The 19,846-nt window shown below is 71.8% G+C and carries 20 protein-coding genes; 9 read left to right on the top strand and 11 right to left on the bottom strand.

Annotation, left to right across the window (positions count from 1 at the left end):
* Positions 1–27 precede the first annotated feature (27 nt).
* The 4 genes from ACFYWX_RS12845 to ACFYWX_RS12830 all read left to right on the top strand — a co-directional run bounded on the left by ACFYWX_RS12845 (position 28) and on the right by ACFYWX_RS12830 (position 2,796).
* Positions 28–540 carry an ankyrin repeat domain-containing protein gene (locus ACFYWX_RS12845; protein WP_389423996.1) on the top strand — a complete coding sequence of 171 codons (513 nt, stop codon included), beginning with the start codon at positions 28–30 and terminating at the stop codon, positions 538–540.
* Positions 503–1,300, top strand: coding sequence for an enoyl-CoA hydratase/isomerase family protein (locus tag ACFYWX_RS12840; RefSeq protein ID WP_389423995.1), 798 nt, complete (start codon positions 503–505; stop codon positions 1,298–1,300). The genes ACFYWX_RS12845 and ACFYWX_RS12840 overlap by 38 nt, the downstream gene beginning before the upstream one ends.
* A gap of 57 nt (positions 1,301–1,357) precedes the next feature.
* The gene (locus ACFYWX_RS12835) at positions 1,358–1,942 is read left to right on the top strand and encodes a flavin reductase family protein (RefSeq protein ID WP_389424088.1); all 585 of its coding nucleotides are present in this window, start codon (positions 1,358–1,360) and stop codon (positions 1,940–1,942) included.
* Positions 1,943–2,124: 182 nt separating this feature from the next.
* A complete protein-coding gene (locus ACFYWX_RS12830; protein WP_389423994.1) occupies positions 2,125–2,796 on the top strand; it encodes a hypothetical protein in 672 nt (223 codons plus the stop codon).
* On the opposite strand, the gene ACFYWX_RS12825 is transcribed toward ACFYWX_RS12830, so the two are convergent.
* Together ACFYWX_RS12825 and ACFYWX_RS12820 are read right to left on the bottom strand one after the other, a co-directional pair.
* Positions 2,742–3,194 (bottom strand): nuclear transport factor 2 family protein, encoded by a 453-nt coding sequence (locus ACFYWX_RS12825; RefSeq protein ID WP_389423993.1) that lies wholly within the window; start codon positions 3,192–3,194, stop codon positions 2,742–2,744. The genes ACFYWX_RS12830 and ACFYWX_RS12825 overlap by 55 nt on opposite strands.
* 140 nt (positions 3,195–3,334) lie before the next feature.
* Complete coding sequence (locus ACFYWX_RS12820; protein WP_389423992.1) at positions 3,335–4,636, bottom strand: MFS transporter; 1,302 nt, start codon at positions 4,634–4,636, stop codon at positions 3,335–3,337.
* A gap of 71 nt (positions 4,637–4,707) precedes the next feature.
* Between ACFYWX_RS12820 and ACFYWX_RS12815 the strand changes: the two genes are divergently transcribed.
* Complete coding sequence (locus tag ACFYWX_RS12815; RefSeq protein WP_389423991.1) at positions 4,708–5,724, top strand: GlxA family transcriptional regulator; 1,017 nt, start codon at positions 4,708–4,710, stop codon at positions 5,722–5,724.
* On the opposite strand, the gene ACFYWX_RS12810 is transcribed toward ACFYWX_RS12815, so the two are convergent.
* The 3 genes from ACFYWX_RS12810 to ACFYWX_RS12800 form a co-directional block, all read right to left on the bottom strand.
* The gene (locus tag ACFYWX_RS12810) at positions 5,714–6,763 is read right to left on the bottom strand and encodes a Zn-dependent alcohol dehydrogenase (RefSeq protein ID WP_389423990.1); all 1,050 of its coding nucleotides are present in this window, start codon (positions 6,761–6,763) and stop codon (positions 5,714–5,716) included. The genes ACFYWX_RS12815 and ACFYWX_RS12810 overlap by 11 nt on opposite strands.
* Positions 6,763–7,917: an acyl-CoA dehydrogenase family protein gene (locus tag ACFYWX_RS12805; RefSeq protein ID WP_389423989.1), complete on the bottom strand. Its 1,155-nt coding sequence runs from the start codon at positions 7,915–7,917 to the stop codon at positions 6,763–6,765. Before ACFYWX_RS12805 ends, ACFYWX_RS12810 begins: the two co-directional genes overlap by 1 nt.
* 132 nt (positions 7,918–8,049) lie before the next feature.
* Complete coding sequence (locus ACFYWX_RS12800; RefSeq protein ID WP_389423988.1) at positions 8,050–8,964, bottom strand: SDR family oxidoreductase; 915 nt, start codon at positions 8,962–8,964, stop codon at positions 8,050–8,052.
* Positions 8,965–9,050: 86 nt separating this feature from the next.
* On the opposite strand from ACFYWX_RS12800, the gene ACFYWX_RS12795 reads away from it, so the two are divergent.
* Positions 9,051–9,977: a cyclase family protein gene (locus ACFYWX_RS12795; RefSeq protein ID WP_389423987.1), complete on the top strand. Its 927-nt coding sequence runs from the start codon at positions 9,051–9,053 to the stop codon at positions 9,975–9,977.
* 523 nt (positions 9,978–10,500) lie between these two features.
* Here the strand turns inward: ACFYWX_RS12795 and ACFYWX_RS12790 are convergent.
* From ACFYWX_RS12790 to ACFYWX_RS12775, 4 genes are all read right to left on the bottom strand, one after another.
* A complete protein-coding gene (locus ACFYWX_RS12790) occupies positions 10,501–10,983 on the bottom strand; it encodes an ATP-binding protein (protein WP_389424087.1) in 483 nt (160 codons plus the stop codon).
* Positions 10,984–11,493: 510 nt separating this feature from the next.
* Positions 11,494–12,405, bottom strand: a complete 912-nt coding sequence (locus tag ACFYWX_RS12785) for an acyl-CoA dehydrogenase family protein (RefSeq protein WP_389423986.1) — start codon at positions 12,403–12,405, stop codon at positions 11,494–11,496.
* 1 nt (position 12,406) lies between these two features.
* Complete coding sequence (locus tag ACFYWX_RS12780; protein WP_389423985.1) at positions 12,407–13,540, bottom strand: acyl-CoA dehydrogenase family protein; 1,134 nt, start codon at positions 13,538–13,540, stop codon at positions 12,407–12,409.
* The gene (locus ACFYWX_RS12775; RefSeq protein ID WP_389423984.1) at positions 13,540–14,733 is read right to left on the bottom strand and encodes an amidohydrolase family protein; all 1,194 of its coding nucleotides are present in this window, start codon (positions 14,731–14,733) and stop codon (positions 13,540–13,542) included. Before ACFYWX_RS12775 ends, ACFYWX_RS12780 begins: the two co-directional genes overlap by 1 nt.
* Positions 14,734–14,818: 85 nt before the next feature.
* Here ACFYWX_RS12775 and ACFYWX_RS12770 point away from each other — a divergent pair, with 85 nt between their 5' ends.
* Entirely contained in the window at positions 14,819–16,327 is a 1,509-nt protein-coding gene (locus ACFYWX_RS12770; RefSeq protein WP_389423983.1) for a class I adenylate-forming enzyme family protein, read from the top strand.
* Here ACFYWX_RS12770 and ACFYWX_RS12765 read toward each other — a convergent pair.
* Both ACFYWX_RS12765 and ACFYWX_RS12760 read right to left on the bottom strand, forming a co-directional pair.
* Positions 16,306–16,818, bottom strand: coding sequence for an EF-hand domain-containing protein (locus ACFYWX_RS12765; protein ID WP_389423982.1), 513 nt, complete (start codon positions 16,816–16,818; stop codon positions 16,306–16,308). The two genes, ACFYWX_RS12770 and ACFYWX_RS12765, sit on opposite strands and share 22 nt — an antisense overlap.
* A gap of 161 nt (positions 16,819–16,979) precedes the next feature.
* Positions 16,980–17,360 (bottom strand): STAS domain-containing protein, encoded by a 381-nt coding sequence (locus ACFYWX_RS12760; RefSeq protein ID WP_389424086.1) that lies wholly within the window; start codon positions 17,358–17,360, stop codon positions 16,980–16,982.
* A gap of 377 nt (positions 17,361–17,737) precedes the next feature.
* On the opposite strand from ACFYWX_RS12760, the gene ACFYWX_RS12755 reads away from it, so the two are divergent.
* Both ACFYWX_RS12755 and ACFYWX_RS12750 read left to right on the top strand, forming a co-directional pair.
* Positions 17,738–18,319, top strand: coding sequence for a sigma-70 family RNA polymerase sigma factor (locus tag ACFYWX_RS12755; protein ID WP_389423981.1), 582 nt, complete (start codon positions 17,738–17,740; stop codon positions 18,317–18,319).
* A complete protein-coding gene (locus tag ACFYWX_RS12750; RefSeq protein ID WP_389423980.1) occupies positions 18,316–19,842 on the top strand; it encodes a zf-HC2 domain-containing protein in 1,527 nt (508 codons plus the stop codon). Before ACFYWX_RS12755 ends, ACFYWX_RS12750 begins: the two co-directional genes overlap by 4 nt.
* The last annotated feature ends 4 nt before the right edge of the window (positions 19,843–19,846 follow it).

Below are 19,846 nucleotides of genomic sequence, written 5' to 3'. Positions count from 1 at the left end.
GGACGCCGTACCGGCGAAGATTCCGTCATGGACGAGACGAACGAGGCGAACGATGCGAACGGGACGGGTGGGCGAGTCGGGAGGAGCCCGCGCGTCGGAAGGGGCTGGAGGGACGAGCCGATCGAGGCGTGGAAGGCCCGACAGCCGACGGCCAAGGCGCTCTTCGCGGCGGTGCGGCAGGGCGACGTCGACGGGATACGCGCGCTCATCGAGGCCGGGGCGGATCCGGACCAGCTCATCGGCGAGTACGACGACTGGACGCCGCTGACCCTGGCGGCGGCCGAGGGACACCGCGCCGTCGTGGAGGTGCTGCTCGACGCCGGAGTCCACCCCGATTCCCAGAACCGGTTCGGGTACCTGCCCTTGGTGCTGGCGGCGACGAGCGGCCCGCAGCCCCACTCGGAGATCGTCGACCTGCTGCTGCGGCACGGGGCGGACCTCGACGCGGAGATGAAGGGCAGGTCCGCCCGTGCATGGCTGGCCCTTCCCCCCAGAACGGAGCATGACCGTGCCCGAGCCGTGGATACGCCACCGGACTGACCACCACGTCACCCACCTCACCCTCGACCGCCCCGAGACCCTGAACGCCCTCACGCCCGACCAGCGCGACCGCCTGATCGAACTCCTCGCCGAAGCCTCCGCCGACCCGGACGTGAGGGCGGTGGTCCTCACGGGAACGGGCCGGGGATTCTGCTCGGGCGCGGATCTGCGGGGCGGGTCCGCGTCCGGGGAACGGATCGCCGGAGACGTCGCCCGCACCCTCCGCCTGGGCGCCCAACGCCTCATCGCGGCCGTCCTCGACTGCGAGAAGCCGGTGATCGCCGCGGTGAACGGCACGGCGGCCGGCCTGGGCGCGCACCTCGCGCTCGCCTGCGACCTGGTCCTGGCCGCCGAATCGGCCAGGTTCATCGAGGTGTTCGTACGCCGGGGCCTGGTCCCCGACGCCGGCGGTGCCTACCTCCTCCCCCGCCTGATCGGCCCGCAGCGCGCCAAGGAGCTGATGTTCTTCGGCGACGCGCTCACCGCGCCCGAAGCCGAACGTCTGGGTCTGGTCAACCGGGTCGTCCCCGACGGCGAGCTGGACAAGACGGCCCGCACGTGGGCCGAACGCCTCGCCACCGGCCCGACCCGCGCCCTCGCGCTGACCAAGCACCTCGTCAACGCCTCCCTGGACACCGACCGGGCCACCGCCTTCGCCGCCGAGGCCGCCGCGCAGGAGATCAACATGACGACGGCGGACGCGAGGGAGGGCGTGGCGAGCTTCGTGGCGCGGCGTACGCCGGATTTCAGGGGCCGGTAAGGCGCCCCCTCCCACCCCTTCCTACCTGACACACCGTCAGCTTCAATGGAAGGCATGATGGGACACGCAGGGATGGCCGCCGCAGCCGTCCGTTACCTCCAGGGGCGCCCGGTCGAGGCGTTGCCGCGCCCCGAGCTGCGGTGCGTCCGCGACGACGAGCGGGCGCCGTTGGACCAGGGCGACTTCCGTCGCGTCCTCGGGAACTTCGCCACGGGCGTCACCGTCGTCACCGCCCCCGCCACCACCGCCGACGAGGGCCCCGCCGGCTTCGCCTGCCAGTCCTTCACCTCCCTCTCCCTCGACCCACCCCTGGTCGCCTTCATGGTCGGCCGGACGTCAACGACGTGGCCGCGCATCGCCCGCGCCGGGGTCTTCTGCGTCAACGTCCTGAGCGCGCACCAGGGCGACCTGTGCCGCGCCTTCGCGGTGAGCGGCGCCGACAAGTTCACAGGCGTCCCGTACGACCCCGCCCCCGCCTCCGGCTCCCCCCGCCTCGCCGGCACACTCGCCTGGATCGACTGCACCATCCACGCGGTACACACGGGCGGCGACCACCTCATCGTCGTGGGCCGCGTGAACGCCCTGGGGGCGGCGGAGGGAGACGGCGCGCCGCTGCTGTTCCACAGGGGGCGGTTCGTCTAGGGGTTGCTCACCCGACGCGTTTCTCAGTCGGTGCGAGCGCCGTCGCCCAAAGTGGTGATCGGCCGGTCCTGGCCACACCAGGCGTACGTAGGCCGACCCTGAGGGCTTGTCAGGGGCAAGCGAGGGTCTTCTCGGGGCCATACCTGATCTCGGGTACGGGTGCCGGCGGACAAGATCGATACATGACGAACCGACCTCGGGGAACCCACGGGACCGCACTGACGCGGACCGCTTTCATCGCCGCACCCCTGTGCATGCTCGCCTACGGAACCATCCGTCTGTCCGACCCGGACCACGGTCCGGGGCTCGCCTGGACCAGCGGTCATGTCGCCCTGTTATGCGGGGTGTTGCTCTTCGGCGCGATCTTCCTGGGCCTGCTCCGGCTGTCGGAGCCGACGACCGGCGCGGCACGGATGAGCGCCCGCGTGGCGACGTCACTCGGGCTGGTGGGGGTGGTGGCGGTCACCACCCAGGGCGTCATCGATCTCGTCGTCGGCTTCCGGGCGGGCGACCGGGCCGGGATGGACCGACTCTTCGAGGACATACAGAGCCACCCGGGTGTGTTGCCCGCGGTGTACACGGTCGGCCCGATGCTGTTCTACGTCGGCCTGCTGTGGCTGGTGATCCAACTCACCGTGCAGCGCCGCATCAGCGTCTGGCGTCCCGCGCTGGTGGTGCTCGGTACGGCGACCATGGCTGCCAGTCTGGATCTGATGCCGCTCGGCGGGCTCCTCTTCGCCGCGGCGCTGTCTCCCCTGGGGCGCGATGTGGCAGTTCTCCGCGCTGCGGTGCCTGGAGCTCACGCCCGCACGCAGGGGGTGCAGGCCTCGGCGATCGACAGGCCGTTCTCGTAGAGGTGGTGCCGGGTGATCCGGCCGTCCTCGACGGTGAGGCGCAGCGCGAACGGGCCTTCGAAGGACTTTCCCGTCGCCCGTACGGTCCCCGACAGGTGCCCCATCAGGACGGCGTCGGTGCCGTCGACGAGGAAGGTGTCGACGCTGGCGCGCGCGTCCTCGGGCACTGTGTGCTCCATCAACTCCGCGCCTTGGGCGGCGCAGTCGGCGGCGGTGGACCGCGGGCGGATCCACGGGACGGCGGGGTTCTCGGCGAGCAGCCAGTCGACCTCGTCGGCGAAGAGCGCGACGAGCCGCCCGGTGTCACCGGCCAGCCGAGCCGCGAGGAACTCCTGCACGACGGCCCGGGTGGCTTCGGCGACAGAACTCGCCGTGGTGGCAATGGACTCGACTGGCATCGCGCTCTCCTCGTGGTTGCGGCCCGATCCCGGCGGGCGTTCCCGTCGAGGTGTCCGATCCTGCCGGGGGTGGGGAGAGCGGTCGATTACCCCGGGGGTAATGAGTGGCCCATGGTTGTCGCGGACCGACAGCGCAGCTCTCAGGCAGCCGTCGGCGCAGGGCTCGTCGTCCTGCGCCGGATCACCAGCGCCATCAGCGCCGCCACCGCGCACAGCGCGCCCGACGCGTACCAGACGACGTCGTACTCGCCGAAGACGTCGCGGGCGACCCCGCCCAGGAAGGCGACCAGAGCCGCGCCGACCTGGTGGGAGGCGAGGACCCAGCCGAAGACGATGGCGCTGTCGTCGCCGTAGTGCTCGCGGCAGAGGGCGAGGGTGGGCGGGACGGTGGCGACCCAGTCGAGGCCGTAGAAGACGATGAAGAAGAGCATCGGGGGGTGGACCGAGGGGGCCAGCAGGATCGGGAGGAAGAGGAGCGAGACGCCGCGCAGCGCGTAGTAGACCGCGAGCAGGCGGCGCGGTTCGAAGCGGTCGGTGAACCAGCCGGAGGCGATCGTGCCGACGACGTCGAACACGCCGATGACCGCGAGCAGGGAGGCCGCCGCCGTGACGGGCATGTGGTGGTCGTGGGCGGCGGGCACGAAGTGGGTCTGGATCAGGCCGTTCGTCGACGCGCCGCAGATCGCGAAGGTGCCGGCCAGCAGCCAGAACGGGCCGGTGCGGATCGCCGAGAGCAGGACGGTGACCGTCCGCCGCGCGGCCCCCTGCACGGGGGCGGGCTTGGGCACGAACTCCTTCGCCCCGTACGGCTTCAGGCCCACGTCCGCCGGGTGGTCGCGCAGCAGCAGCCAGACGAAGGGGACGACCGCGAGGGCGGCGAGGGACACGGTGACGGCGGCCGGGCGCCATTCGTGGGTCTCGACCAGCCAGGACAGCACCGGCAGGAAGATCAGCTGGCCGGACGCGGAGGCCGCGGTGAGGATGCCGCTGACCAGGCCCCGGCGCTCGGTGAACCAGCGGTTGGTCACCGTCGCCGCGAAGGCCAGCGCCATCGAGCCCGAGCCCAGGCCCACCAGCAGGCCCCAGCACAGCAGCAGCTGCCAGGCCGCCGTCATCCACACCGTCAGGCCGGAGCCGACCGCGATCACCGTGAGGGCCACGGCGACCACCCGGCGGATGCCGAAGCGGTCCATCAGCGCGGCGGCGAAGGGGGCGGTCAGGCCGTACAGCGCGAGGTTGACGGAGACGGCGGCGCCGATCGTGCCGCGCGACCAGCCGAACTCCTGGTTCAGCGGGTCGATGAGCAGCCCGGGCAGGGAGCGGAAGGCGGCCGCGCCGATGATCGTCACGAAGGTGACGCCGGCGACGAACCAGGCACGGTGGATGCGGGGACGCTTACGGGATTCCGCTACGGCAACGGGGGCTTCGGTCGTCTGAGTCACATCATCGAGCTTCCGGCCTGCGGTCCGCGCGAACGAGTGGCCCGGAGGACACCATTCGCTAGGATCGGGCCATGGCCGCTCGTTCCTCCTCCGCGTTCCGCCCGCACCGCGTCGTCGTCCTCGCCCTCGACGGGCTGCTCCCCTTCGAGCTGGGCATCCCGCACCGCATCTTCGGCCGCCCCAAGGACGCCAGGAAGCGGCATCTGTACGAGGTCGTCACCTGCTCGATCCGGCCGCCCGGCCCGGTCGAGACCGACGCCGACTTCGCCATCCACGTCACGCACGGCCCCGAGGCCCTGGCCACCGCCGACACGGTCATCGTCCCGGCGTCGTACGAACTCGGCCCGGTGTACGAGGAGGGCGTCCTCACCGACGAACTGGCCGCCGCCCTCGCGCACATCCGGCCCGGCACCCGGCTCGCCTCCATCTGCACCGGCGTGTACGTCCTCGCCGCCGCCGGACACCTCGACGGCCGCCCGGCCACCACGCACTGGATCGACGCCGAGCGCCTGCAACGCCTCTTCCCGCGGGTCAAGGTCGACCCGGACGTCCTCTTCATCGACGACGGCGACGTCCTCACCTCGGCGGGCGTCGCGGCCGGGATCGACCTGTGCCTGCACATGGTGCGCCGCGACCACGGCACGGCGATCGCCAACGAGGTGGCCCGCCGGACGGTCGTACCGCCGCACCGCGACGGCGGGCAGGCCCAGTACATCCAGCGGCCCGTCCCGGACCCGCAGCAGGCCACCACGATCGGGGCGCGCGCGTGGGCGCTGGGACGGCTGCACGAGCCGATCCAGCTGCGGGACATGGCCGCGCAGGAGTCCATGTCGGTACGCACCTTCACGCGCCGCTTCCGTGAGGAGTCCGGCGTCAGCCCCGGCCAGTGGCTCACCCGGCAGCGCGTCGAACGGGCCCGCCACCTGCTGGAGTCCAGCGACCTGTCCGTCGACCGGGTGGCCCGCGAGGCGGGCTTCGGCACGGCCCAGTCGATGCGCCAGCACCTCCAGGCGGCACTCGGGGTGACGCCTACCGCCTACCGCAGGACCTTCAGAACAGGCACGGACGAAATCGGCGTCAGAACGTGAGCACCCCCCGCGCCACCCGCCCCGCCTCCGCGTCCGCCGCCGCCTTCTCGAAGTCCTCCACCGGGTACGTCGCCGTCACCAGCTCGTCCAGCAGCAGCCGGCCCTGCCGGTACAGCTCCGCGTACAGGGCGATGTCCCGCTGGGGGCGGGAGGAGCCGTAGCGGCACCCCAGGATGGACTTGTCGAGGTAGAGGGAGGAGACGAGGAAGGACGCCTCGGCGGTCGCGGCGGGTACGCCGAGGAGGACCGCCTGCCCACGGCGGTCGAGGAGGTCGATCGCCTGCCGGATCAGCTCCACCCGCCCGACGCACTCGAAGGCGTGGTCCGCGCCCGTCGGCAGCAGCTCGCGCACGCCGTCCGCCGACGTCAGGAAGTCCGTCGCGCCGAACTGCCGCGCCACCGCCTCCTTCGCCGGATTGGCGTCGACGGCCACGATGCGCAGCGCCCCCGCGATCCGCGCCCCCTGGATGACGTTGAGGCCGATCCCGCCGGTGCCGATCACCAGCACGCTGTCCCCGCGGTCCACATGCGCGCGGTTGAGCACGGCCCCCACTCCGGTCAGCACCCCGCACCCGATGAGCGCGGCGGACGCCATGGGGAGGTCCTTCGGGACGCGCACCGCCTGGACGGCCTTCACCACCGTGCGTTCGGCGAAGGCGGAGTTGGCCGCGAACTGGTACACCGGCCGCCCGCCGCGCGAGAAGGGCCGCTCCGGTCGCCCGATCGCCTTCCGGCACATCGTCGGGCGGCCCCGGCCGCACTGCGCGCAGGTGCCGCAGCTGGCGAGCGTGGACAGCGAGACGTGGTCCCCGGGTGCCACGTGGGTGACGCCCGCGCCGACGGCCTCCACCACACCCGCGCCCTCGTGCCCCAGCACCACCGGCGCCGGGAACGGAATCGTCCCGTCGATCACCGACAGGTCGCTGTGGCACAGCCCGGCCGCGGAGATCGCCACGAGCACCTCACCGGGTCCCGGGTCGCGTACGACGAGATCGTCGACGACCTCCGCCCGCTTCCCGTCGAACAGCACGCCTCGCATCAGACGACCCCCTTGGGCTCCCTGGGCAGGCCGAGCACACGCTCGGCGATGATCGTGCGCTGGATCTGGTCCGAGCCGCCGTAGATCGTGTCGGCCCGGGAGAACAGGAACAGCTGCTGCGCCGCGTCGAGTTCGTACGGCGTCGAAGGCGACCAGTCCACCGGCCCGACGCCCGCCGCCGCCCCGCGCACCCGCACCGCCAGCTCCCCGAGCCGCTGATGCCACCCGGCCCACAGCAACTTCGCCACACTCGCCGCACCCGCGTCCCCCGAACTCCCGAGGGTTCGCAGGGCGTTCCACCGCATGGTGCGCAACTCCGCCCAATGCCGCACCAGTTGATTCCGTACGACGGGATCGTCCGCCGCTCCCGTCTCCACGGCCGCCCGCACCACCCGCCCCAACTCCTCGGCGAACCCGATCTGCTGGGCGAGCGTCGAGACCCCCCGCTCGAACCCGAGCAGACTCATCGCGACCCGCCAGCCCTCCCCCTCACCCCCGACAAGGTGCTCCACGCCCGCCTGCGCCCCGTCGAAGAACACCTCGTTGAACTCGCTGGTACCGGTCATCTGCCGAATGGGCCGCACCTCGATCCGCCCCGGCTGATCCATGGGCACGAGCAGGAGACTCAGCCCGCGGTGGCGCGACGACTCGGGGTCGGTGCGGGCCAGCACGAAGCACCAGTCGGCCTCGTGGGCGAGCGAGGTCCAGATCTTCTGCCCCGTGATCCGGTAGTACGGCCCCTGCGCCTCCCGTACGGCCGCGGTCCGCACCCCGGCCAGGTCCGAGCCCGCCCCGGGCTCGCTGTACCCCTGACACCACAGCTCGTCCCCGGCGGCGATCGGAGGCAGGAAGCGCCTCTTCTGCTCCTCGGTGCCATGGGCGAGCAGGGTGGGCGCGAGCAGGTTCTCCCCGATGTGCCCGGAGCGCGGCGGCGCCGCCGACCGGGCGTACTCCTCGGCCCAGGCGACCTGTTGGGTGAGGCCGGCGGTCCGATTGCCGTACCCGGCCTCGGACCACCCGAGCCCGATCCACCCGGCCGCACCGAGGGTACGTTCCCAGGACCGGCGGTCCCGGACGCCGTCGACGTGTGCTTCGAGCCATGCGCGCGCCTCGGCGCGGAACGCGTCATCCTCCGCGGTGAACCCAAATTCCACGTTCAGCTCCTTGAGAAGCGGTGACTGCACCCACCTAGGGGCGCGGGGCTGTATCGATATGCGGCTCCGCCGCGTGGGCGCGACCAGCCCCAACGCACCCGCAGCCGCCGAACAACCATTTCCCCCATCCCACTAGGCGTTGGGCCGCGCCCCCTCCCCCGCAGCCCGACGCATCTCCTCCAACCGCGCAAGCATCGGCATCGGATCCACCCCCACCGCCCCCGGCAGAACCTCAGCAATCCGCTCCGGCGTCCAGGAACCCCCCTCCGCGTAAGCCGAACGCAGTTCCCTCGGCTGCGCCCACACCGCGATCTTCGGCCCCGCCACCGTGTACACCTGCCCGGTGATGCCTTCCTCCCGAGCCCGGTCGGACAGCAGGTACACCACCAGCGCCGCCACGTCCTCCGGCTCCCCGATCTCCGCCAGCTCCATGGGAACGCCCGCCGACATCCGCGTACGCGCGACCGGAGCGACCGCGTTCGCCGTGACCCCGTACTTGTGCAGGCCCAGCGCGGCGCTCCGCACGAGCGAGATGATCCCGCCCTTCGCCGCGCTGTAGTTGGCCTGCGACACCGACCCCTGGTGGTTGCCGCTGGTGAACCCGATCAACGTCCCCGCGCGCTGCTTCCGCATCACCGCGGACGCCGCCCGGAACACGGTGAAGGTGCCCTTCAGATGGGTGGCGACGACCGGATCCCACTCCTCCTCGGACATGTTGAACAGCATCCGCTCACGCAGGATCCCGGCGACGCACACCACCCCGTCGAGCCGCCCGTACGACGACAGCGCGACGTCCACGATCCGCTGCCCGCCCGCCATCGTGGAGACGTCGTCGGCGACGGCGACCGCCTCCCCGCCCGCCGCCTCGATCTCCTTGACGACGGCTTCGGCGATCTCGCTGCTGGGTGAGGCGCCGTCCACGGACACCCCGTAGTCGTTGACGACGACCCGCGCCCCCTCGGCCGCCGCCGCCAGCGCCACCGCCCGGCCGATCCCCCGTCCCGCGCCCGTCACGGCGACGGCCTTGCCTGCCAAGAAGTTCCCCACGTCCGGCCCCTTCCCGCGGTTTCTGACGGACCGTTAGATTTTATGGCCTGTCAGACGGGACAGGACAAGCCCCGGGGAGGCACCGGATGTCACTGCCGGCCGAGTTCCACGACATCGCCAAGCGCGTCAACAACTGGGGACGTTGGGGGGCCGACGACGAGATCGGCACCCTCAACCTGATCAGCGACGAGGTCGTGCGCCGGGCCGCGGAGACCGTCCGCAGCGGGCGTCGGGTGCCCCTCGCGCTGCCCCTGAAGCAGGACGGTGTGCAGACCGGGATGATCCCGGGGCGGGTCAACCCCCTGCACGCCATGGTGCAGATCAACCAGGAGATCTTCGGTCCGGGGACGGTGGCGTGCAGCGACGACGCCGTGACCATGGGACTGCAGGCCGGCACCCACTGGGACGCGCTCACCCATGTCTCGCACTCGGGCCGGCTCTACAACGGCCGCCCGGCGGGCACGATCACCCCGCACGGGGGCGCCGAGTTCAGCGGCATCGACAAGGCGCGGCACATCGTCTCGCGCGGGGTCCTCCTCGATGTCGCCCGCGCCCGTGGCGTCGACCGGCTGCCCGGCGGGCACGCCGTCACCCCTCAGGACCTGGACGCCGCCGAGGAACTCGCCGGTACGCGCGTACGGGCCGGCGACATCGTGCTCGTACGGACCGGGCAGGTGCAGCTCTGCCTCGCCGGGGACAGGGAGGCGTACGCCTTCCCGTCGCCCGGGCTGTCGATCCGCACCCCCGAGTGGTTCCACGCGCGCGATGTGGCCGCGGTCGCCAACGACACGCTGACGTTCGAGATCTTTCCGCCCGAGATCGACGATCTGTGGCTGCCCGTCCACGCGCTCGATCTGGTGGAGATGGGGATGCCGCAGGGCCAGAACTGGAATCTCGAAGAGTTGTCCACAGCCTGTGGACAAGAGAACCGCTACGCGTTCCTGCTGGCGGCGATGCCCGAGCCGTTCGTCGGCGCGACCGGCACTCCCGTGGCACCGGTCGCGATCCTCTGACTCCCGGCCCCCGGGGGCCGCCCCCTGCCGCCTGCCCCCGGGGCCCGACTCCGGCTGGCGGCGCGCCATGCCCGCCCCGAGCACGGCACCGCGCGCCGCCATCCGGCTCCGGCGTCCCTCCCCACTCTCGACTTCGCTCGAGCGGGGGGACCCCCACCGGCCCCCCGTGGCCCTGAGGAAGCCGACGCCGAACCAACGACCCGCACTCGACGAGGGCTTCCGTCACCGATGCCCTCGTCGTCCCCTCGCGGCGAATCGCTGAACCTCAAGCGTGATCAGACGGACACGAGGCGTCAACACCCCAGTTGTTTTTGCCCCCGTTTGTCGCGGGCGCGCACGGAAGCACATCCGGGCGCACGAATGCCCCGCCCGACACGCCACGACAGCGCTCTCTGCGACCGTGCGCCAAACCGACGACACCCACGGCGCCCTCGCACCCCGTGCGCCCGTCACGCCGACCGAACGGCGGAGCGGCCAAGCCCGTGCGGTCCGACAGCTCCGCCCGATCAAGTCCCGCGCGCGGTCAAGCCCCCGTGAACAGCGCCTCGTACGCCAGTTCCTCATACGCCGACAGACCGGCGACCCCGCAGCCGGCCGCGGCCTGCCGGGGCTGTGCGCAGCGGTCGAGTTCGCACCAGATGCGCTTGCCGGCACCCTCGCGGACCCAACCCCACCGGTCGGCGAGACCGTCGACGAGGGCGAGGCCGCGGCCGCCGGTGGCGTCGTCGTCCGCGCACCGCGGCACCGGGGCCCGGCCACTGCTGTCGGCCACCTCCAGGCGCACGGTGGCCGACTCGTCGGCCACGTCGGAACCCGGCAACGAGAGCAGGAGCACGGCCGGACTGCCGGTGTGCACCACGGCGTTGGTGACCAGCTCCGAGACCAGCAGGACGAGGGTTTCGGCGAGCGGCTCGTCGGCTTCTATCCCGGACCCGGCGAGCCGCGACCGGGCCCATCTCCGGGCGCGCCCCACCTCCGCGGGGTCGGGCCGGATCTCCAGCTGCACTTGAAGCACCTGCACCGCTCACACCATCCGAACCGGCGGACACATGACCTCGCGGCACGCGAGCGCCACGACGAGCGCCATGACGAGGGCTACGACGAGGGCCACGATCGTAACCATTTTTTGCATGACCAGAACAACGGCCAGTACCGGAGTCACGGCCGGAGTCACGGAACGTGAATCCCTTACGGGACAGCTTGATTGACGTACAGTCACCTCAACAAGCGCTTCGGGCATATTCCAGCGCGAAGGAGTACCCGTGCGGCATACTGTGCGACGCTCGCCGCGGGGAGTCGAACAGGCAGGCCCAAGGGCCGCACCTGCAGGACTCGCGCTCGGCACCACTCGCATCCCACACAAGGTACCCGAGGGGTACGCCGACTCCGGGCCGTGACGAGGCGCGCCGAGGACACAAGCCGATATCAACGCTCCGTAGTCCCCTTTTGCCACAATCCGTTACATCCGGGCGGGTCGCGACGGGCCATACGCGCGATGTCGCAGCTCAGCGGCCCGTCAGTCCACTCCCGCCAACAAGTCGGCGGCGAGCAGCTCCTCACTCTCCGTAGATGTTCCCGCACGTCTTGTCCGTACCCATGCCCGCTTCATATGCAGATGCACCTCCGACTCCCAGGTGAAGCCCATGCCGCCGTGCACCTGGAGGCAGTCGCGGGTGCCGCGCAGGGCAGCCTCGTCGGCGAGCAGCCGGGCGGCGGCGATGTCGGCCGGGTCGGCGGTGACGGCGGCCGCGTACACCGCCGCACGGGCCGTCTCGGCCCGCACGAGGAGTTGTGCGCACAGGTGCGCGACCGCCTGAAAGGCCCCGATCGGCCGCCCGAACTGCTCACGCGTCCGCGCGTGTTGCACGGCCAACTCGCACACGCGCGTGGCCGTGCCGAGTTGTTCGGCGGCGGTGAGGAGGACGGCGACGGGATCGGTGACGGGATCGGCGGCGGTCCTCCCAGCCCCCGCGACCCGGTGCAGTGGCGTCAACGGGTCCACCGACCGCAGCGGTACGGCACCGGAGGCGTCCCAGGCATCCCCCTCGTCCCCGCACACCGTGACGTCCGCCTCCGCCAGCCACTCCACCAGCCCGCCGTCGACGGCCGCCACGACCGCCTCCCCGGTCGCCGCCCCCGGCACCCTGCCCGCCGCGACGTGGGTGGCCACCAACGGGCCCGGCAGCAGCGCCCGGCCCGCCTCCTCGAACACCAACACCGCCTCGGGCAGCCCGGCCCCGACCCCGCCGTCCGCCTCGGGCAGCCGCAGCGCGAAGAACCCGGCCGCCCCCAACTCGCGCCACAGCGCGCGGTCGAGTCCCGGACGCTCCACGGCCGCGCGCAGGGCCTCGGCGTCGAAGTGGCGGGCCAGCAGCTCCCGCATCCCCCCTCGCAAGGCCCGCTGGTCCTCGGTCAGTTGAAAACGCACGTCAGCGCCCCTTCGGCAGGCCCAGGACCCGTTCGGCCACGATGTTGTGCTGGATCTGCGAGGTGCCGGCCGCGATGGTGTACGACAGCGAGGAGAGACGGTCGAGCACCCAGGGCCGGTCGAGGTCGAGCGCCCCGTCGCCCAGGACGTCCGCGGCGGCGTCGTACAGCTCCTGACGCGCGTGCGAGTACCTCAGTTTGAAAACCGAACCCCCTACGCCGGGTACCCCGCCCGACGCCTCCGCCTCGCTCACGTTCCACTGGGTCAGCCGCCACAGCGCGCGGAACTCGGCGTTGAGCCTGCCAAGGCGCCGTCGGAGCACGGGATCGTCCCAGCGGCCGTTCCCGCGTGCCTCCCGGGCGAGTTCACCGAGGACACGTCGGCAGGCGACCACCTCGCCGACGAACGCGGTGCCGCGTTCGAAGGACAGCGTCACCATCGTCACCCGCCAGCCGTCGTTCTCCGCGCCCACCCGGTTGGCGACCGGCACCCGCACCTCGTCGAGGAACACCTCCGCGAACTCGGCCGACCCGGCGAGGGTGCGCAGCGGCCGTACGGTGACGCCCGGCGCGTCCATGGGCATGGCCAGCCAGGTGATACCCCGGTGCTTCGGCGCCTCGGGGTCCGTGCGCACCAGCAGCTCGCACCAGTCGGCGACCTCCGCGTGGGAGGTCCAGATCTTGGAGCCACGCACCACGTAGTGGTCGCCGTCGCGCCACGCGCGCGTGCGCAGCGCCGCGAGATCGGAGCCCGCGTCCGGTTCGCTGAAGCCCTGGCACCAGACCTCCTCGCCGCGCAGGACGGGCGGCAGCCACCGTGCCCGCTGCTCGGGTGTCCCCTCGGCCGCGATGGTGGGCCCCGCGTGCAGCAGCCCGACGAAGTTGGCGCCCACGTAGGGCGCGCCCGCCTTCTCGGTCTCCTCCAGGAAGATCAGGCGAACGCTCGGTGATCCGTCCCAGTGGACGTCGGCGTACCCGGCGTCGTACAGCATCCGCTGCCAGCCGAGGTCGTAGGCACGGCGCCCCGGCCAGTCGTCGGGGGACGGCTTGGGCGGCAGGGCGGGCAGCACCTTGCCGAGCCACTCCCGCAGCCGGGCCCGGAACTCCTCCTCCTCGGGCGTGTACGACAGATCCATTACGTGTCGAGGTCCAGGTCCAGCATGCGGATCGCGTTGCCCCGCATCAGCTTGTGGACCGTCTCGTCGTCGAGGCCCTTCACATGGTCGAGGGCGACCTCCTTGGTGTGCGGGAAGGTCGAGTCGACGTGCGGGTAGTCGGTCTCGAAGGTGGCGTTGTCGCGGCCGACCACGTCCAGCGAGGCGATCCCGTGCTTGTCGCGGAAGAAGCAGCAGAAGATCTGCCGGTAGTAGTACGTCGACGGCGGCTCGGGGATCGTGTCGCGCACCCCGCCCCAGGCCCGGTGCTCCTCCCAGACGTCGTCGGCGCGCTCCAGGGCGTACGGGATCCAGCCCATCTGGCCTTCGGAGTAGGCGAGTTTGAGCTGCGGGAACTTCACCAGGACCCCGCTGAAGAGGAAGTCCATCATCGAGGCCATCGCGTTGTTGAAGCTGAGCGAGGCCTGGACGGCGGGCGGGGCGTCCGGGGAGGCGGCGGGCATCTGCGAGCTGCTGCCGATGTGCATGTTGACGACCGTCCCGGTCTCCTGGCAGGCCGCGAAGAACGGGTCCCAGTGGCCGCAGTGGATGGACGGCAGGCCGAGGTGGGTGGGGATCTCGGAGAAGGTCACCGCGCGCACCCCGCGGGCCGCGTTGCGCCGGATCTCCGCGACCGCGAGCCCGATGTCCCACAGCGGGATCAGGCACAGCGGGATGAGGCGCCCGCCGCTGTCACCGCACCACTCCTCCACCATCCAGTCGTTGTAGGCCCGCACGCAGGCCAGCGCGACCTCCTTGTCGTGCGCCTCGGCGAAGGTCTGCCCGCAGAAGCGGGGGAAGGTCGGGAAGCAGAGGCTGGCCTCGACGTGGTTGAGGTCCATGTCCTTCAGCCGCTCGGCGGGGTCCCAGCAGCCGCGCCGCATCTGCGCGCGCGTGATGCCCTCCAGGGTCATCTCGTCGCGGTCGAAGCCGACGGCCGCGATGTTGCGCTTGTAGGGGAACTGGAGGTCCTCGTAGATCCACCAGTCGGTGGGCGGGCCGTCCGGATCCATCGTGATCCGGTACTTGCCGCCGACGTAGGCGAGCTCACCGATGCCGGCGGTGAGGGGCTTCGGGCCGCGGTCGCGGTACTTCCGCGGCAGCCAGGTCTCGAAGAGGTGCGCGGGCTCGATGACGTGGTCGTCGACGCTGATGATGCGGGGCAGTTCGGCCATGGGTCCCCTCCGCCGGACGGTACATATCTGATGGGGCGTCAGATAGCATCGCACCTGATGACCCGTCAGCCAAGCAGGGGGAAACGTGAACGAGACCCCGCACTCCCTGAGTTCCTCCCGCACACTGTGGGAGCTGACCGACCGCCGCGCCGAGCTCACCCCTGACCGGCCCGTATTCCTCCAGGACGACCGGTCACTGACCTTCGGCGAGCTGCGCGAGCGGGCGGAGCGGGTCGCGGCCGGGCTGTACGACAGGGGCGTGCGCCCCGGCACGGTCGTCGCCTGGCAGCTCCCCACCCGCCTCGAAACGGCCGTGCTGTCCTTCGCCCTGGCCCGCCTGGGCGCCGTACAGACCCCGGTCATCCCCTTCTACCGGGACCGGGAGGTCGGCTTCGCGCTGCGGGAGTCGAAGGCGGAGTTCTTCGCGGTGCCGGGCGCGTGGCGGGACTTCGACCACACCGAGATGGCCCGCCGACTGGGCGCGAAGGGCGCCTTCGAGGCGTACGACGACCTCCCCGAGGGCGACCCGGCCACGCTCCCCGCCCCACCCGCCGACGGCACCGCCGTCCGCTGGATCTACTGGACCTCGGGCACGACCTCCGACCCCAAGGGCGTGCTGCACACGGACCGTTCCCTCATCGCGGGCGGCTCCTGCCTCGCCCACGCACTGCGCCCGACGGCCGCCGACGTCGGCTCGATCGCCTTCCCGTACGCCCACATCGGCGGCCCCGACTACACCGTGATGCTGCTGCTGTACGGCTTCCCCGCCGTGATGTTCGAGCAGTTCGCGCTGCCGGACGCGCTGGAGGGGTACCGCAGGCACGGCGTGACGATGGCGGGCGGGTCGACGGCGTTCTACTCGATGTTCCTCGCCGAGCAACGGAAACAACCGGGCGTCCCGGTGATTCCGACCCTCCGGCTGCTCGCCGGGGGCGGGGCGCCCAAGCCGCCGGAGGTATACCACGCCGTCGTACGGGAGATGGAGGTGCGGCTCACCCACGGGTACGGCATGACCGAGGTGCCGATGATCACGATGGGTGCGCCGGACGACACGGCGGAGAACCTGGCGACGACGGAGGGGCGGCCGCCGCGGGGGATGGAGATACGGATCGTCGACGGGGAGGTGCGGCTGCGCGGGGAGGCCGTCTGCCGGGGTTATCTGGATCCGGCGCAGACGGCGGAGGCGTTCGACGAGGACGGGTTCCTGCGCACCGGCGACCTCGGGCACCTCACCGACAGCGGGCATCTGGTGCTGACCGGACGCCTGAAGGACGTGATCATCCGCAAGGGGGAGAACATCTCGGCGAAGGAGATCGAGGACCTGCTGCACGCGCACCCGGCCGTCGGGGACGTGGCCGTGATCGGGCTGCCGGACGCGGAGCGCGGGGAGCGGGTGTGCGCGGTGGTGGAGCAGGCACCGGGGGCCGAGGAGCTGACCCTGGCGGCGGTCACGTCGTACCTGCGCGAGGAAGGGCTGTCGGTGCACAAACTGCCGGAACAGCTCGAGGTGGTGGACGCCCTTCCCCGCAACGAGACCTTGCGCAAGGTGCTCAAGTACAAACTGCGCGAACGCTACTCGGGGACGGTGAAGTAGCGGGCGAACGCGGGCACGATCTCGGCCTCGCCGACCTTGCCGTCGCCGTCCGCGTCGAGTGCCGCGACAGCCGCGCGGGCGGTGTCCAGCGGCACTCCCAGGAGGACGAGCACGCGTGCGGTGTCGGCGACCGTGGCCGCTCCGTCGCCGTCGGTGTCGGCGATGTCGAGGGCCGCGTGCAGGAAGGGGCGGGCGATCTCGGCGAACCGCTCGGGGTTGTCCCGCAGGCGCTTGAGGGCGCCGTTCACGAACTCGTCCCGGGTGATGCGCTGGTCGCCGTCCCGGTCCGCTATGCCGGCCATGCCCTGCCAGAAGGCCTCGGCGCCGGCGTACAGCGCCTGCCCCTTGTCGGAGCGGGCCGCGGTACCGAACTCCACGAGCAGCGCCTTCGCCGCCACGTTGAAGTCCTCGCGGTCGATATAGCCGTTGCCGTCCTGGTCGAAGGTGGCGAACCGGTCGGCGATCCTGCGCTCGTACTCGCTGCTGACCATGTCTTTTCGAGCCGCCTTACGTCACGTGAGGGTGTATCTGGCACGGAGCGTACGACGTGGTGGGCCGTCGGGGAGCGGGAAACCGGCGCTTGTACCAAGACCGGGGAAATTCTGCGACAACGGTGTGGCAGTCGCGGGGCCCGGTGTTACAAGGCGTCCGCTCACGCCGACAGCGGGCCGGCCTCCTCCTCCACGGCGCCGTCGACGTCGGCGTACACGTCGAACAGGCGTCGCACGCCGAGTGCTCCGAGGACGCGGTTGACGTGGGAGCCGTCGACGGCGCCCTGCGCGGGCAGGATCAGGCGCAGGGTGCCCCGGCAGGAGCGGATGAGACGGCGGGAGGCGATGAGCACGCCGACGCCGCTGGAGTCGCAGAACTGCACCTCGGAGAGGTCGAGGACGAGACTGTGGCGGCCGTCGGCCACCACGTCGTGCACTCGCTGCCGCAGCACCGGCGACGTCACCAGGTCCAGCTCACCGGAGACGTTGAGCACGGCCCATCCGGCCTGCTCACCTTCGGTCACTTTGAACGCCACCAGCACGCCCTTCACTCGCTGGAAAATCCCGGAAAACGGGAAGCGGAAGCCATCCCTACGCTTCCTTTGCAGCGCGGCTGCCCAGCGGCGGTTCCCTGAAACACAGTGCAGGAAACGGCAACTGAACAAAAGAGGCTGGTTTCAGTCGTATTCGATCCTGTTCGATCAGGCTTGACCGGGGCGATGGCGGGTAGACGCGCCCGGAAGTCCGCCCGGCGTACCCCGGATCCCCCCTACCACCTGGGACGGGTCGGGGGGCGCACATTGTCATAAAGGGGCGTGCGCCCTTGGGCATGCCGACTACATTCGAGGTGACGATGGACGCAGGCTGGGCACAGGGACGGACCGGCACGGCCGGACGGGCGCAGGGGTGAGGGGGCCGCATGGCGACGCAGGACGCGCCGTCCCGCTGGGACCGCAAGATGCAGCAGCGGCTCACCCGCGGGGAGGCGGCCGCCCTCGGTGAGCTGTACGACCGGTTCGCCTCCCTCGTGCACGGCCTCGCCCACCGCGTACTCGAGGACGAACGGGCGGCCGACGGCATCACCCGTGAGGTCTTCACCCACGTCTGGGAGAACCCGGACGCCTACGATCCGAAGAAGGGCCCCCTGCGCACCTGGGTCGCCGCGCTCACCCACCGCCTCGCCGTGCAGCGGCTGCGCACCACGGAGACGGCGGCTCTCGCCCAGGGCGGCCAGGGCTCCACCGAGGACCTGGAGGACAAGGTCCGCCACGCCTCGGTCGCCGCCCGCGCCGACTACATCGTCCACGCCATGCCGAACCCACTCCGCGCCGCCCTCGAACTCGCCTACTTCCAACGCCGTGACTACCGCCAGACCGCGGTCGACCTGGGCGTCACCGAGGACGAGGCCCGCCGCCGCCTCCGCCTCGGCCTCCAACTCCTCTCCACGGCCCACGACACCGACACACCGGGAGCTCCGCCGGGGTACGGGGGTGCGGCGTGAGGGGGGCCGACCGGTCCGAGGGACCCGCGCAGGACGGGGCGCGTGCGAGGTACGCCGTCCACGAACTCCCGGGTGATCCCGGAACGGCGGTACAGGGGCAGAACATGGCGGATGACTCGGGCGACCCGAGCGGGTTCGGCGCACAGGGGCCGGGCGGCTGGGGCGTGCCGGACAATTCCGATGGCTCGGGCGGGGCCGGTGCGTCCGGGGGATCCGGGGGATCCGGGGGATCCGGGGGATCCGGGGGATCCGGGGGATCCGGGGGATCCGGGGGATCCGGAGGGTCACGGAATTCGGGTGAAGGTTCGGGCGGGGCTGCCGAGCCCCCGCGCATACCGATGCCGCGTGCTTCCGTCGAGGACAGTGGGCTGCCGTTGCCCGTGCTGGAGGCAGTGGAGGAGCCGGCGCCGGTGCTGGGGCACCGGGTGTTGAAGTCGTTGCTCGGGGCATGGGCGCTGGCGGCCTGCTCGGCCGAGGAGACCGCGGCCGTCGAGGAGCACCTCGGCGACTGCGGGGCCTGCGCGGACGAGGCACGGCGGCTGCGCGAGGCGGTGGGCCTGTTGCAGCGCCCCGAGAGCCTCGACCTCGACCCCGGCCTGCGCACCCGCGTCCTCGCGGGCTGCCTCGACCGCCGCCCGCCGCGCATCCCGGTCCCGGACTGGGCCACCTCGTACGACGCCGAGACCGCCCGCCTCGACGCCCTGCTCCAGGACTTCGGCAAGGCCGAGTGGCACGCCCCCGTACGGCTGCGCTGGTTCGAGCGCGACAACGCGACGAGCCGTCGTACGACCGTCGCGGGAGTCATCGCTCACCTGCTCGCCGTCGACGGACTGGTCGCCCTCGCGCTCGGCCTCGAGGACCCCCTCGGCGACGCCTCGGACGACAAGGACCCCACGCCCGCCGGCCGCACCGAGGCCTACTGGCGCGCCTCGCACTTCCCGCCCACCCGCTCCGTACGGACGCCGTGGCGGCAACAGGGCCACGACATCGTCCGCACGGTGTCGTTCACCGGCGGCGGCTCCGGCGAGCGTGCGGTGTCGTACGGCGACTTCGAGCTGCGGCTGCGTGACGCCCTGCTGGACCGGGCGTTCGAGTGCTGGGTGCACGCCGAGGACATCGCGGAGGCCGTGGACTACCCCTACGCGCCGCCCTCCCCACGCCACCTCAACTCGATGATCGAACTGGCGGTACGGATGCTGCCCGACGCCCTCGCGGCGCGCCGTCAGTCCGGCCTGGCCTCACCCGCACCCCACCGCCACCTCGTCCCGGCCGGCGAACCCGGCCGCAGCCTCCGCCTGGAGATCGAGGGAAACGGAGGGGGCGAGTGGCTGATCCCCCTCGACTCGCCGGCCGCGCTGGGCTCCGCCCGACACGAGGTCGCCCACGTCGCCCTCGACGGCGTCGAGTTCTGCCGCCTGGCCGCGGGACACGTATCACCCCAGGAGGCGGCGGCAGGCCAGGTCGGCGACCGCGAGGCGATCAGGGACGTGCTCTTCGCAGCGGCGTCCCTGAGCCGGATGTGAGCCG

Source organism: Streptomyces sp. NPDC002888 (genome assembly GCF_042888465.1).
Classification (GTDB): Bacteria; Actinomycetota; Actinomycetes; order Streptomycetales; family Streptomycetaceae; genus Streptomyces.
Note: the sequence above shows the minus strand (reverse complement) of the source record. Positions and strands in the feature narration are given on the sequence as shown.

Bases quoted from the DNA above. Each gene is read 5' to 3' on its own strand.
- ACFYWX_RS12845 (WP_389423996.1), top strand. From the start codon at position 28: ATGGACGAGACGAACGAGGCGAACGATGCGAACGGGACGGGTGGGCGA.
- ACFYWX_RS12840 (WP_389423995.1), top strand. From the start codon at position 503: ATGACCGTGCCCGAGCCGTGGATACGCCACCGGACTGACCACCACGTC.
- ACFYWX_RS12835 (WP_389424088.1), top strand. From the start codon at position 1,358: ATGGGACACGCAGGGATGGCCGCCGCAGCCGTCCGTTACCTCCAGGGG.
- ACFYWX_RS12830 (WP_389423994.1), top strand. From the start codon at position 2,125: ATGACGAACCGACCTCGGGGAACCCACGGGACCGCACTGACGCGGACC.
- ACFYWX_RS12825 (WP_389423993.1), bottom strand. From the start codon at position 3,194: ATGCCAGTCGAGTCCATTGCCACCACGGCGAGTTCTGTCGCCGAAGCC.
- ACFYWX_RS12815 (WP_389423991.1), top strand. From the start codon at position 4,708: ATGGCCGCTCGTTCCTCCTCCGCGTTCCGCCCGCACCGCGTCGTCGTC.
- ACFYWX_RS12810 (WP_389423990.1), bottom strand. From the start codon at position 6,763: ATGCGAGGCGTGCTGTTCGACGGGAAGCGGGCGGAGGTCGTCGACGAT.
- ACFYWX_RS12795 (WP_389423987.1), top strand. From the start codon at position 9,051: ATGTCACTGCCGGCCGAGTTCCACGACATCGCCAAGCGCGTCAACAAC.
- ACFYWX_RS12780 (WP_389423985.1), bottom strand. From the start codon at position 13,540: ATGGATCTGTCGTACACGCCCGAGGAGGAGGAGTTCCGGGCCCGGCTG.
- ACFYWX_RS12775 (WP_389423984.1), bottom strand. From the start codon at position 14,733: ATGGCCGAACTGCCCCGCATCATCAGCGTCGACGACCACGTCATCGAG.
- ACFYWX_RS12765 (WP_389423982.1), bottom strand. From the start codon at position 16,818: ATGGTCAGCAGCGAGTACGAGCGCAGGATCGCCGACCGGTTCGCCACC.
- ACFYWX_RS12755 (WP_389423981.1), top strand. From the start codon at position 17,738: ATGGCGACGCAGGACGCGCCGTCCCGCTGGGACCGCAAGATGCAGCAG.